Source organism: Exiguobacterium antarcticum DSM 14480 (genome assembly GCF_000685865.1).
Taxonomy (GTDB): domain Bacteria; phylum Bacillota; class Bacilli; order Exiguobacteriales; family Exiguobacteriaceae; genus Exiguobacterium_A; species Exiguobacterium_A antarcticum.
On sequence record NZ_JMKS01000003.1, the window covers coordinates 170,466 to 182,484 of the forward strand.

The window sequence follows — 12,019 nt, forward strand, 5'->3', positions numbered from 1 at the left end:
TGTTAGATCACCCCAATACTCTTGACTTCGATTGTCGGAATTAACTCGTTATAGGACAGAACAGGTACATCCGGGAAATAACGTTCCGTCAATTGACGAACGAACATCCGAATACTCGGTGAGGCTAAAATGATTGGTTGAGCACCATAACGCTCGAATTCTGTCGTCAACTCGTTTAAGGACTCGATGAATCGTGTTGCTTTGTCAGGATCAAGCGCCAAGTAGTTACCAAACTCGGTTTTTTGGATCGCCGATTGAATATCGAGTTCCATCTCGCTTGATACGGTCACGACATGAAGCACTTCACCTTGTAACACTTGTTCTGTGATTTGTCGTGCCAATGCCTGACGTACGTATTCCGCTAACAGATCGCTGTCTTTCGTAACTGTTGCATAATCGGCCAACGTTTCAAAAATCAGCGGCAAGTTCCGGATTGAAATTTTTTCTTTTAACAACTGAACGAATACTTTTTGTAGTTCACCGATCGATAAGAGTTGTGGTGTCACTTCGTCGACTAAAATCGGATGGGTTTCTTTCAGATGATCGACTAACTGTTTAGTTTCTTCTCGTCCCAATAAATCAGCTGCATGTTTCTTAAGCAGTTCCGTCAAGTGTGTCGCGACGACGGATGGGGGATCGACGACCGTATACCCGGACATTTCCGCCCGACTTCTCGTCCGTTCATCAATCCAGAGTGCCGGCATGCCAAAGGCGGGTTCTACGGTCTCAATCCCTTGAATCTCGGGATCATCGACACCAGGGCTCATCGCTAAGTAATGGTCAAGTAACAATTCACCGGTCGCCATCTCACTGCCACGAATCTTAATCCGGTAATGGTTCGGCGGGAGTTGAAGATGATCTCGTATTCGTACGGTGGGTAAGACGAACCCAAGTTCAAGTGCCAACTGTCGGCGGATCATGACGACACGGTCGAGCAAGTCGCCGCCCTGCGCTTCGTCAGCAAGTGGAATCAATCCGTAACCGAATTCAAATTCGATTGTATCGACGTTTAACAACGAAATGACCGACTCGCTCGACCGGAGATTTTCTGACGGTGCCTCTTCGACTGCCACTTCTTCTTTTGTTGTTTTGGGCGTCCGGGTCAACTGCCAGGCGAAAAACGCCGCGCCTCCAGCGACAGGAATCGTCACGTAATCTGGAATTGCTGTAAACAAACCAAGTAAGAAAATCGCACCTGCTCCGATCATGACGAGCAACGGCGTCCGGGAAAGCTGACCGATGATGTCTTCTCCCAGGTTACCGTCCGAAGTCGAACGCGTGACGATGATTCCGGTCGCGACTGAAATCAAGAGGGCAGGAATTTGACTGACCAAACCGTCTCCGACCGTCAGTAACGTGTACAGACTAATTGACTCCATCATTGGTAGACCTTGTTGGACGACTCCGATGATCATTCCGAAAATCAAATTGATGATGACGATGATGATTCCGGCAATCGCGTCTCCTTTGACGAATTTTGAAGCACCATCCATCGCCCCATAAAAATCGGCTTCCGATTGAATTTTTTGTCGGCGTGTCCGTGCCTGTAATTCATCAATCATGCCTGAATTCAAATCGGCGTCAATCGCCATCTGTTTCCCCGGCATTGCGTCGAGCGTAAAACGTGCCGATACTTCCGATACCCGCTCCGATCCTTTTGTGATGACGAGGAACTGAATCAAGACGAGAATCAGGAAGACGACGAATCCAACGAGGGCGTTCCCGCCAACAACAAAACTTCCGAATGCTTCAATGACTTCTCCACCGTTCCCGTTCGAAAGAATCGCGCGGGTCGTCGAGACATTCAGTGCCAATCGAAACAAGGTGACGATCAGTAACAACGTCGGAAATACAGAAAATTCAAGGGCTTCCTTGGCATTCATCGCGACAAGAAGGACCATCAATGCGATTAAGATATTAATGATGATTAAAAAATCGAGTAAAAATCCTGGCAGTGGAATGACGAGCATGAAGACGATCATAATGACGCCTAGCAGGACGGTTAAATCTCTTGTTGAAATGGTCATGATGCTTCATCCTTTCATTTCGCTTGTTTCATTTGATAGACAAAGGCAAGTGTTTCAGCGAGTGCCTGATAAAATGATTCATCCACTGCCATCCCTATTTCTGATTTTGCGAATAATGCTCGTGCGAGCGGTCTATTTTCGATAATCGGAATCTCGGCTGCTGTCGCCTTCTCCCGAATCCGGAATGCGACAGCATCCACTCCCTTTGCGACGACAATCGGTGCTGCATGTTTGCCGTCATCATATTGAATCGCCACCGCATAATGCGTCGGATTCGTAATGACGACGTCAGCATTCGGTATTTCTTGCATCATTCGTCGCATCGCCATCTCGCGTTGCTGCTGTTTGATTTTCCCTTTGATTTGCGGATCGCCTTCTGTATTCTTATGCTCATCCTTTAAATCTTGTTTACTCATCCGAATCGATTTCTCGAAATCAAATTTTTGATAAGCAAAATCAAGGACGGCTAACACAATCAACGCGATGCTGACTGAGATACCTAGTAAGAAGGTCAAGTGACCAATGATGGCTAAAGCGTCGCCGATTGGCTCCGACGTCAAGCGTGAAATCTCTACCTTGTTGTTCCACAACACGGTTCCACTTGTTACACCAATAACAAGTAATTTGAACACCGATTTTAAAAATTCGATCAGTGCTTTCATACTAACGATACGTTTTACACCTTGTAACGGGTTGATCCGATCAAGTTTGGGTTGGATTGATTCTGAACTGAGTAACGCTCCGATTTGCACGAAATTTCCTAAAATTCCGATTACAACAGCTGTCACAAAAAAGGGCGAAACGAGAATACCCATCTGAACCAACATCTCGATCATAATTTCTTGAACGCGTCCTTCTTCGACAGCGACCAGTACCGTCTGCGCACTTAAACCGTCTTCTAGCACCATGACGAATCGTTTCCCTAAGAACGGACCAAAGAAAAATAATACTAAAAACATTCCGAATAACATGAGACTGCTCGTCAAATCAGCAGACTTTGCGACCTGTCCCTTTTTTCTGGAATCATCTCGTTTTTTAGGAGATGCTTTTTCTGTCTTTTCGCCTGCAAAATACTGGAGATCGAGCATTAACTTGTACGTCTTCATCTCAACCTCCTAGTAATTGAATCGCGTCCGACAATACTTCTTGTAATAATGGGACAAATCGAGAAATTCCTGTAATCATCGCACCGGCAAGTAAAAATAAAATGGCGTATCCCATCAATAGCTTGACCGAAAAACCGATTGCAAAAATATTGAACTGCGGAGCTGTTTTTGCTAAAAATCCAAGTGCCAAATCGACTAAGAATAGTGAGACGACTAAGGGCATCGCCATCTGTAAAGCAGTCAACATCGCCATCCCGATGACACGGACGACTAAACTCATCCCCGCCTCGCCCGTCACGCCAATCGGACTGCCTGGCGGAAAAATCTCAAAACTGGTGTAGATACCATCAAGCAAAATCAGATGCATGTCGGAAGCCAGTAAAACAAGTAACGTCAACATATAATAAAAACGGCCAATGATGGGCGATTGACCACCAAACATCGGATCATACGCTGATGCCATCGCAAGACCCATCTGTAAATCGATGATCGATCCGGCAATCTGTGGTGCATACAGTAAAAAACTAGCGAGTAGACCAAGTGCGAGTCCGATGATGACTTCTGTCCCCATCCGAAAAAAGAAATCAATATCATCGACTTGAACGGTTGTCTTGACGGCATAACTTGCAAAATAGGCGAGCCCAGCAGCAATTGCTAGTTTGTGTTGCGCCGGTAATTGCTTGGATGAAAACAAGGGAGCTGCAACAAGAAATCCGACAATTCGACCAAACACAAGTAAAAAGACACTGACAAAGGACAGTAACGTCATTTCCGTGAAACCTCTGCAATCTGTTTAAAAATTTCAATCGTAAACGTCTTCAGTTCTTCCATGATCCATGGTCCAAAAAAGACGAGGGCTAAAAATACCGCAACAATCTTCGGAACAAACGATAACGTCTGTTCTTGGATTTGTGTCGTCGCTTGTAGAATGCTGACAAGAAGGCCAACGACGAGTGAGACGAGCAAGAGCGGGGCTGAGACCTTGAGCAAGGTCCAAACAGCCGAACTGGCTAATTGAATAATCATTTCCTGCGTCATGTCGTCCCCCCTATCGCATGCTGACGAGTAGTGACTCGACAATCAAATGCCAACCATCTACCAAAATGAATAATAATAATTTAAACGGTAACGCAATCATGACCGGTGGTAACATCATCATCCCCATCGACATCAAGACACTCGAGACGACCATATCGATGACGAGAAAAGGAATGAAGATCATGAAACCAATTTGAAAGGCGGTCTTCAACTCGCTAATCGCGTAGGCTGGTACTAATGCGACGAGTGGAATATCTTCCACTTTTTCTGGTTTTTCATAATTTCCGTATTTCAAAAACAACTCTAAGTCATTCGTGCGTGTATACTGCGACATGAATCGTTTCATCGTACCACCGGCCTTATCAAACGCCTCATCTTGACTGATCTTCTCATCCATATACGGTTGTAATGCTGTCGTATTGAGTTCCGTCAAGATAGGGGCCATGACAAATAACGTGATGAACAAAGCCAGTCCAACAAGCAGTTGGTTCGGTGGTGTCTGCTGTGTACCAAGTGCCGAGCGGACAAAGGACAAGACGACGATGACACGGGTAAAACACGTCATTAAAATCAAAAGCGATGGTGCGAGTGACAAAAGTGTCAGTAATATAAGTAACTTAATCGAAGTCGCCGTCCCAGACGGCGTATCCAGTGAAATCAAATTTTCAATCGTCGTCATGAACGTCCTCGATTCTTCTGGAACTGATCCAGCTGTTGCTTAAACGATTCCAGAAACGGAGACGCCGTTGATGTATGTAACTCGTCTTCCGGTAGATCGGTCGTCGATGCCCATTCGGCGTCTTCCTCGATCGTATCGATCAACTCCACGTTCTGACCGACACCGACGACGTAAACCTTACCGTGAACCTTCACGAGCTGAACGGATCGATCTTTGCCAAGCGATATACCACCTAGATGGGAAAGCCTGCTCGACTGACGGACACCTTTCGTCCGTTCATTGATGAAACGGACGGCAACGATAAATCCGCCGATTAAGACTACGAGCGTCACGACGATTTTCACAATCGTGACGACCGTCGATGACCCGCCGACCTGTTGTGTTGTAGGTTCATTCTTCTTGGATGGGTTCAGATTCTCTTCCACTGTTTCAGCACCGACGTGATGTATCAGCAATAACAGGAGCAAACAGGTCAAACAGGTCAGTCTTTTCATGATGAAATGGTTTTCGAAACGGCTTCGAGTACACGATCCGCTTGGAATGGTTTGACGATGAAGTCCTTCGCACCTGCTTGAATGGCATCAATAACCATCGATTGTTGTCCCATCGCGGAACACATGATGACTTTAGCAGCCGGATTAAATGCTTTGATTTCTTTTAAAGCCGAAATACCATCCATTTCCGGCATCGTGATATCCAGTGTGACGAGGTCCGGCGATAACTCTTTATATTTCGAAACAGCTTCACGACCGTTTTCCGCTTCTCCTACAACGTCATATCCATTCTTTGATAAAATTTCCTTAATCATCATTCGCATGAAAGCTGCATCATCTACGATCAAAACTTTTGCACTCATCCTATTTCCTCCTTAGAACATCCGTAGACGTTCTTTTGTATTAACGATCTCTGTAATTCGTACACCGAAGTTTTCTTCGATGACGACGACTTCTCCTGTTGCAATCAACGTATTGTTGACGAATACGTCTACCGGTTCACCGGCTAATTTATCGAGTTCAATGATCGAGCCTTGGGTCAGTTCAAGAATGTCTCGGACTGAACGACGCGTCCGACCAAGCTCAACGGTGACGTTTAATGGAACATCATAAAGCATGCCGATATTTCCAGGTGGACCTTCTGGTTGTACTTCAGAAAACTGACCGAATTGAACAGGGCTGACTCCGACCGGTTCTTTTTTCGGTTCAGGCGGTGCTTCATAACGTGGTTCTGGTTGCGGGCTAGGCACAGGCTGTTCACGCATCGGTTCCGGTTGACTAACCGGTGGTGCTTGAGTAGTTGTCGTACTGGCATTAAATAATTTCTGAATCAACTGTTTTGAAAATTCAAGGGGTGCCAACTGAACGATTTTTGAATCAATCAGTGTCCCGATTTTTAAATCAAACTCGATGATGACCATGCTTTCCCATAACGAGAAGCTGTCGACGATACTTTTTTCTTGTGAGAAATCAAAAATTTCAACCGCTGGCGGTGAAATATCGATGCGCATCGAGAAGACGGTTGACATCGATGTCGCAGCAGCGCCCATCATCTGGTTCATTGCTTCCTGGACCGCAGATAACGCAATCGGCTCCATCTCTAGACTTTCGTCTACAACACCGTCGCCACCCATCATCAGATTGGCAATGACCGAGGCGTCCCGTTGTGTCAAAATCAAGACGTTTTCGCCTTTAAATCCTTCTGTATAACCAACACGAAGGGCAACGTGTGGTATCGGATACCGACTCCGTAACTCTTCCATCGTAATCATCCGGACGTGCGGCGTCGTGATTTCAACTTTTTGATTCAATAAGGCGGACAGGGCTGTCGCGGAGTTTCCAAGCGAGATATTCCCGACTTCTCCTAGCGCATCAATCTCCATGTCGTCCAATTGACTTAACTCATCGGTTGAACTTGTATCGGTTGGTTCTTCAGCCGATGGGGTCCCGCGTAATAACGCATCGATTTCATCTTGCGAAAGCATATCGCTCATGTTATTCCTCCTCAATTCGTTGTAAGACTTGTAAAGCGAGATGCTTCCCATTCAGACCAGGTCGCGCTTTGAACATTTTCCGATCATCGACGAACAATTCAACCGGATCAGATGTACGTGTCTGCAGGGACAGGCAGTCGCCTACCTCGAGGTGTAACAATTCTCCAAACGAAAGTTCCGTCTGGCCGAGCACTGCTTTCAAATCGACGATTGATCCCATCAACTGTGTTTGCATATGTTCAGACTCTTGATTATCGGCTGACTTTCGTTTTTCTTGTTGCATCCAAAAGTGGCTCGATAGTTTCGGAATAATCGGTTCGAGTGTCACGAACGGTAGACAGACGTTGAGCGTCCCGCTCACTTCACCCACCGTCACATAAATCGAGACGAGAATGACCGTCTCATTTGGTGACACAAGTTGAAGAAATTGTGGATTGATCTCTAAGTCGTCATACTCCGCCTCAATCTCCGCAATCGATTCCCAAGCTGCCCCGTACTGGACAAAGGCTCGCTTGAACAATTGTGTCAAGATGCGGGTTTCGATTTCCGTCAGGTTTTCGATTTTATTCATCCCTTCGCCAGGTCCACCAAGTAGTCGGTCAAGCATCGCATAGGCAATGTTCGGGTTGACTTCAAAGATGACCCGTCCGTCTAACGGATGAAGATTCACTAAATTAATCAATGTCATGTTCGGAATCGAATGGATGAATTCATCATACGGTAACTGTTCCACCGTGTTGACCGTAAACTGGACGTATGTTCTAAGTTGTGCTGAGAAATGAGTCGTCAAGACCCGGGCGAATTGTTCATGAATTCGCGTCAGGTTACGCATCTGATCTTTCGAGAATCGTAACGCCCGTTTAAAGTCATAGACTTTGACCCGTCGTTCTTCTTCTTGGCTACGTATTTCCTCGACTTCCATGTCTCCGCTTGAAATGGCTGATAGCAGGGCGTCAATTTCATGTTGTGATAATACTTCGCTCATGCGGCCACCTCACTGGATGATTTTTTTCGTCGTGTAGACACGTTGAACATCGCCTTCTTGCAGGAGTTTTTTAAATTGCCCCCGTAATTTTTCTTCCAGCTTCGCCATGTCTTGTTTCGAATCCAAATCTTGTTTTTTCATCGAAGCGAGATCACCCAAGATAATGTTGTTGATTTGGAATTTACGTAACTCTAGTTCTTCCCGTGTCGCCGCGTCGTCCGTGACGATCGTGAATTGAACGTTTAAAAACCGTTCATCCGCGATATTCGTCGTTAAGTCGTCGGTTTGAAAACTTCGTTCCTCGAGTTCAACGCCGGTCGGTTGTTCGACCTTTGCTTCCGTCGGATCACTCGTCAATAAATATTTCGAAAGCATGTAACCGGCGCCGACCATCATGAGTGCGACGACGATCATGATGAGTGGTAATTTTAATTTACTCTTCTTCTTTTCTTCTGCCATCTTCGAGCCTCCTAGCACTGTTCAAGCCCGTCAAACCGACTTGGCGGTAAAAGTCGATTGTCGCCGCTTTTACCTCTTCTAACGTTTCTTTTACGACATAGGTCTGTCCTCCGACCAACTGGATCGTCGTATCGGGTGTCGATCGGACCGCTTCGATTAAGATTGCATTCAAGACAATCGGTGCTTCACGTAATGTCGTCAGCGTGATCATCGTTTGAGATTGACGAGTTCTTCTAAAATTTGATCGGACGTCGTGATAATCCGTGTGTTCGCCTGGAAACCACGTTGGGCGATGATCATTTCCGTGAATTCTTCCGACAAATCGACGTTCGACATTTCGAGTGTTCCGGATGTTAATTGACCAAGACCGTTTGTGCTTGGTGTTCCAGTCGCTGCGATGCCCGAGTTTTGAGAAGCGGCAAACAAGTTTACCCCTGATTTTTCAAGACCACCTGGGTTTGCAAAATTCGCCATCGATACGTAACCAACTCGTTGCAGATTACCTGTTCCATCAACAAATGTGACTAGTCCGTCTTTACCGATCGCTAAGTTTTGGGCTCCCGTCGGAATTTGTAATTTCATATAGCCATTATTTACTTTGTTTGTGATTTGCCCCTGAGCATCGTATTGGTTTGCAGGTAGGTTTGCTTGATCTGCAGGTGGTTGTCCTGGATTAGCAGGCGGTGGATCAGACAATCCTACGAGATAATTTCCATCTCCCGTCACGATGTTTCCTTGAAGATCTGTATAAAAGTTACCAGAACGAGAATAACGTACACCGTCTGCCGTTAAGACTTGATAAAATCCTTCACCTGAAATCCCGACATCAAGCGTTCGCCCAGTATTTTGTAATGCTCCTTGATTATAGACATTATCGACTGTTGACATCGATGCACCAAGTCCTACTTGCTTCGGGTTTGTCCCCCCGACACCTCCACCATTACCTGATGCGGAACCAACAGATTGGTTGACAAGATCCTTAAACGTGACACGGCCTTTTTTATAACCAAACGTATTGACGTTGGCGATGTTATTCCCGACGACATCTAACTTTGTCTGGAAGTTCTTTAACCCACTGATTCCTGAATACATTGAACGTAACATTATTTTTCCTCCTTTGTTTTAATCTCAGTCAATTCGTAGACACTCACACTTTTCCCATTTGATAACTCAGCGACGACGTCTACCCCGTCCCGTTTTACGCTCAGGACGTTTGCCGTTTCTTTAACGGTTGACGATACTTCAGCACCTGTTGCATCTGTTGTCGTGGTCTCCCCTTCGTAACTGACCGCTTTTCCGATCAAGTTACTGTAAGTCAACAATGCTCCTGCATGCTGATTGAGCATCATCGTATCCATCCCTTTCCCAATCGCTTGCATCTGTTCGAGCGAAGAAAATTGCGCCATCTGTGAGATGAACTCCTTGTCTTCCATCGGAGCCGTCGGATCTTGGTTCGATAGCTGGGCGATCAAGATTTTCATGAACATGTCTTTGTCCATCGTATTACTGGATGGCACTTTCGTTTTATCCGGTAATTGGTAAGACGACGCCTCATTTTTGATTGACTCAGTCATCTTCATCCTCCTCTAGTTCTTCCTCGTATGGCACAGGCTCTTCCTGCTGTCGTTCGCGCCGTTCTTGTGGCAATCCTTGTTCAAATTCCTTGACGCTCGATGCGAGCAATCCCGTCTCGACTTTGACGAGTGGTGCTTGTGGTTGAAGCGACGTATGTAACTTTCCAAGTTGTTGGTCCATCAATTGTTTCGCTTGTTCGGTTGCTGCGAATAGCTTGACCGTAAGCAGTCCCTCTTTTCGATCCAACTGAACGACAACCTCGCCTAACTGTTCCGGATACAACCGAATCGACATCCGCGTCGAACCGTCCGCTCCCTTTAAAAAGGGCGCTTGTTTTAAAGCCGCCTCGATTCGTGTTGCCAGTTGTTCATCGACGGTAGGGGGAGTAGCTGAAGTCCGTGAAAGGACTGGTGCTGCGACCGTCAAGCGGTCGAATTTCAATCCATTTAATGATACCGGTTGTTCGTTACCTTTCGGATCAGCGACTACCGGAAGCGACTCGAGTCCTTTTTTAACCGTATTCCATGACTTAGCAGTCACTCCATCTGTTTCAGTTGGAGTAAGAGGTTTGACGATTGGAGTACTGACTACTGGTTTACTCGGATTCGTTAACATGGTTTCAACTGTCGACGGTATCGTTTTCGTAACAAACGATTTTTTTGTATCAGATGGTACATTTGTCACTGTATTAACCGGTACCGCTTGACCGTCCTTTGGCAACCCATTTTCTTTGACTACGCCAAGAACAGAGGATAAGGCAGCTACGATGGTCTGCTGAACAGCCGTCGGGAGCTGTTGAAACAAGTCCATCGCCTGTTCTCCCTGACCTTCTTGCATCGTTTTGATGAACTGGAGCAATTCCGTCGTTTTTTTCGGATCCTGTGTTACGCCTTCTAACTCCGGCTGATCGAGGAGTTGTAATACTTTTTCCGGTTGCGCCGTCAACTGGACAATCAAAGCTTTCACTTCGGAATTGTTTGTTGCATCAACCGGTAACACCTGTTGTTCCGGTAATGTGTTTTGAGCTGCCTCAGCCATCGGTTGTACTAAATACTGGAGCAATGAAGCAAAATTCCCGACCCCGTTCACCGGAATGTCTTTCCCGTTTAACTTCGTGACGGGTTTCGCCGTCTGTGCTTGTTGTACATCCATCAAGTTCATCTTATTTACTCACCCCTCATTCGACTGCCAACAGTTGTGTTAACGCGGCTGCTTTTTTAGGATCCATCTTTGCCATGATTGCTGCTTGTTGTTCTGCCTCAATCTTTTGAATGATGGGAACGACCTCTGTCGGACTCAATTCGTTTAAAATGTTTGCCGCGTCTTTTGGTGGCATCTCCGCATAGACATCGGTCACATTCGCCGTCTTTTTCTTTGTTGTGGTTTCATCAGCCGCTACAGCCGGAGTAGCCGGTGTTTTTTTCAAACGGTCCCGTTCCGCAATCAATCGGACGACTTCCTGTTCCTTCGCCTGAATGATATCAGCTTGATCGGTCGTTTTAGTCCGTAATTTTTTAATTTCGGCGTTCGCAAGCTTCAACCGTTGCTCGACGTCCGCATTTTTTGTTGAGGTAACCTGTTGATCTGCTACTTCTTCTGAAGAGAACGGTAAGGAAAAGATCGGTCTCCCATTCGCATAATTTAAAACAAGATAAGCTGTAAATAAGAGCAGCAATAATGGAATAATCAGTAATGGTAAAATCCATTGTTTCGATGATTTTTGATCACTCATGTCGTTTGCCTTCTTCCAAACTGTAATAAGGCCAGTTCATCCATTTGATTTTGTTCCGTCAATGCAAGCGTACGACGGTTTTCCTCTAATTGATTGGACTGAAGTCGCGTGAATTTCTTTTCTTCAATCAACGCTTCTTTTAAGTCGACTTGAGCTCGTTCGTACTGATTTTTGGCTTGTGTCACATACAGTTGTTGCCGTTCGATTTGTTGTTTAACGACATCACGTGCCCGTTCTCGGTATTGGGATGCGAGTAGTTCAACGGCACCTGTTTCGTTTTGCGCTTTCAAAAAAGCTTCATAGCGAATGAGAAGATGGTACAGTTTTTCAACTTCGATTTCATATTGTTTCTTTTTTTCAGCAGTATGTTTTGAAACACGATCCTTCTCCGCCTCCGCTAAAGGGATGATGCGTTCATATATCGTCTTCAT

The 12,019-nt window shown here is 45.8% G+C and carries 16 protein-coding genes; all 16 read right to left on the bottom strand.

Annotated features, from left to right (window positions below; genetic code table 11):
- Positions 1 to 2 precede the first annotated feature (2 nt).
- From flhA to P404_RS0102010, 16 genes are read right to left on the bottom strand one after another with little or no spacing between them, the layout of a single operon-like run.
- Positions 3 to 2,027, bottom strand: a complete 2,025-nt coding sequence (gene flhA / locus P404_RS0101935) for a flagellar biosynthesis protein FlhA (protein WP_014970670.1) — start codon at positions 2,025 to 2,027, stop codon at positions 3 to 5.
- A 14-nt stretch (positions 2,028 to 2,041) separates the two neighbouring features.
- A complete protein-coding gene (gene flhB, locus P404_RS0101940; protein WP_014970671.1) occupies positions 2,042 to 3,133 on the bottom strand; it encodes a flagellar biosynthesis protein FlhB in 1,092 nt (363 codons plus the stop codon).
- Position 3,134: 1 nt separating this feature from the next.
- Entirely contained in the window at positions 3,135 to 3,902 is a 768-nt protein-coding gene (gene fliR, locus P404_RS0101945; protein WP_014970672.1) for a flagellar biosynthetic protein FliR, read from the bottom strand.
- Positions 3,899 to 4,171 (bottom strand): flagellar biosynthesis protein FliQ, encoded by a 273-nt coding sequence (gene fliQ, locus P404_RS0101950; protein WP_012370733.1) that lies wholly within the window; start codon positions 4,169 to 4,171, stop codon positions 3,899 to 3,901. The genes fliR and fliQ overlap by 4 nt, the downstream gene beginning before the upstream one ends.
- Positions 4,172 to 4,181: 10 nt before the next feature.
- Positions 4,182 to 4,850: a flagellar type III secretion system pore protein FliP gene (gene fliP / locus P404_RS0101955; protein WP_026829862.1), complete on the bottom strand. Its 669-nt coding sequence runs from the start codon at positions 4,848 to 4,850 to the stop codon at positions 4,182 to 4,184.
- Complete coding sequence (locus P404_RS0101960) at positions 4,847 to 5,305, bottom strand: flagellar biosynthetic protein FliO (RefSeq protein ID WP_236624245.1); 459 nt, start codon at positions 5,303 to 5,305, stop codon at positions 4,847 to 4,849. Before P404_RS0101960 ends, fliP begins: the two co-directional genes overlap by 4 nt.
- Before the next feature lie 35 nt (positions 5,306 to 5,340).
- A complete protein-coding gene (locus P404_RS0101965; protein ID WP_014970675.1) occupies positions 5,341 to 5,706 on the bottom strand; it encodes a response regulator in 366 nt (121 codons plus the stop codon).
- Positions 5,707 to 5,718: 12 nt separating this feature from the next.
- Positions 5,719 to 6,837, bottom strand: coding sequence for a flagellar motor switch phosphatase FliY (gene fliY, locus P404_RS0101970; RefSeq protein WP_026829864.1), 1,119 nt, complete (start codon positions 6,835 to 6,837; stop codon positions 5,719 to 5,721).
- 1 nt (position 6,838) lies between these two features.
- A complete protein-coding gene (gene fliM, locus P404_RS0101975; RefSeq protein ID WP_012370738.1) occupies positions 6,839 to 7,822 on the bottom strand; it encodes a flagellar motor switch protein FliM in 984 nt (327 codons plus the stop codon).
- Between the two features lie 9 nt (positions 7,823 to 7,831).
- Positions 7,832 to 8,281 carry a flagellar basal body-associated FliL family protein gene (locus P404_RS0101980; protein WP_014970677.1) on the bottom strand — a complete coding sequence of 150 codons (450 nt, stop codon included), beginning with the start codon at positions 8,279 to 8,281 and terminating at the stop codon, positions 7,832 to 7,834.
- The gene (locus tag P404_RS0101985; protein WP_014970678.1) at positions 8,256 to 8,492 is read right to left on the bottom strand and encodes a flagellar FlbD family protein; all 237 of its coding nucleotides are present in this window, start codon (positions 8,490 to 8,492) and stop codon (positions 8,256 to 8,258) included. Before P404_RS0101985 ends, P404_RS0101980 begins: the two co-directional genes overlap by 26 nt.
- Entirely contained in the window at positions 8,489 to 9,385 is an 897-nt protein-coding gene (gene flgG, locus P404_RS0101990; protein WP_014970679.1) for a flagellar basal body rod protein FlgG, read from the bottom strand. Before flgG ends, P404_RS0101985 begins: the two co-directional genes overlap by 4 nt.
- Positions 9,385 to 9,855: a flagellar hook capping FlgD N-terminal domain-containing protein gene (locus P404_RS0101995; RefSeq protein WP_026829865.1), complete on the bottom strand. Its 471-nt coding sequence runs from the start codon at positions 9,853 to 9,855 to the stop codon at positions 9,385 to 9,387. Before P404_RS0101995 ends, flgG begins: the two co-directional genes overlap by 1 nt.
- Positions 9,848 to 11,008 (bottom strand): flagellar hook-length control protein FliK, encoded by a 1,161-nt coding sequence (locus P404_RS0102000; protein WP_236624247.1) that lies wholly within the window; start codon positions 11,006 to 11,008, stop codon positions 9,848 to 9,850. The genes P404_RS0101995 and P404_RS0102000 overlap by 8 nt, the downstream gene beginning before the upstream one ends.
- A 25-nt stretch (positions 11,009 to 11,033) precedes the next feature.
- The gene (locus tag P404_RS0102005; RefSeq protein ID WP_014970682.1) at positions 11,034 to 11,588 is read right to left on the bottom strand and encodes a MotE family protein; all 555 of its coding nucleotides are present in this window, start codon (positions 11,586 to 11,588) and stop codon (positions 11,034 to 11,036) included.
- The gene (locus tag P404_RS0102010; RefSeq protein WP_014970683.1) at positions 11,585 to 12,019 is read right to left on the bottom strand and encodes a flagellar export protein FliJ; all 435 of its coding nucleotides are present in this window, start codon (positions 12,017 to 12,019) and stop codon (positions 11,585 to 11,587) included. Before P404_RS0102010 ends, P404_RS0102005 begins: the two co-directional genes overlap by 4 nt.

Coding starts and splice junctions, on each gene's coding strand:
- P404_RS0102005 (WP_014970682.1), bottom strand. CDS start 11,588: ATGAGTGATCAAAAATCATCGAAACAATGGATTTTACCATTACTGATT.
- flgG (WP_014970679.1), bottom strand. CDS start 9,385: ATGTTACGTTCAATGTATTCAGGAATCAGTGGGTTAAAGAACTTCCAG.
- fliQ (WP_012370733.1), bottom strand. CDS start 4,171: ATGACGCAGGAAATGATTATTCAATTAGCCAGTTCGGCTGTTTGGACC.
- P404_RS0101995 (WP_026829865.1), bottom strand. CDS start 9,855: ATGACTGAGTCAATCAAAAATGAGGCGTCGTCTTACCAATTACCGGAT.
- P404_RS0102000 (WP_236624247.1), bottom strand. CDS start 11,008: ATGGATGTACAACAAGCACAGACGGCGAAACCCGTCACGAAGTTAAAC.
- fliM (WP_012370738.1), bottom strand. CDS start 7,822: ATGAGCGAAGTATTATCACAACATGAAATTGACGCCCTGCTATCAGCC.
- flhB (WP_014970671.1), bottom strand. CDS start 3,133: ATGAAGACGTACAAGTTAATGCTCGATCTCCAGTATTTTGCAGGCGAA.
- flhA (WP_014970670.1), bottom strand. CDS start 2,027: ATGACCATTTCAACAAGAGATTTAACCGTCCTGCTAGGCGTCATTATG.
- fliY (WP_026829864.1), bottom strand. CDS start 6,837: ATGAGCGATATGCTTTCGCAAGATGAAATCGATGCGTTATTACGCGGG.
- P404_RS0102010 (WP_014970683.1), bottom strand. CDS start 12,019: ATGAAGACGATATATGAACGCATCATCCCTTTAGCGGAGGCGGAGAAG.
- fliR (WP_014970672.1), bottom strand. CDS start 3,902: ATGACGTTACTGTCCTTTGTCAGTGTCTTTTTACTTGTGTTTGGTCGA.
- P404_RS0101965 (WP_014970675.1), bottom strand. CDS start 5,706: ATGAGTGCAAAAGTTTTGATCGTAGATGATGCAGCTTTCATGCGAATG.
- P404_RS0101985 (WP_014970678.1), bottom strand. CDS start 8,492: ATGATCACGCTGACGACATTACGTGAAGCACCGATTGTCTTGAATGCA.
- fliP (WP_026829862.1), bottom strand. CDS start 4,850: ATGACGACGATTGAAAATTTGATTTCACTGGATACGCCGTCTGGGACG.
- P404_RS0101980 (WP_014970677.1), bottom strand. CDS start 8,281: ATGGCAGAAGAAAAGAAGAAGAGTAAATTAAAATTACCACTCATCATG.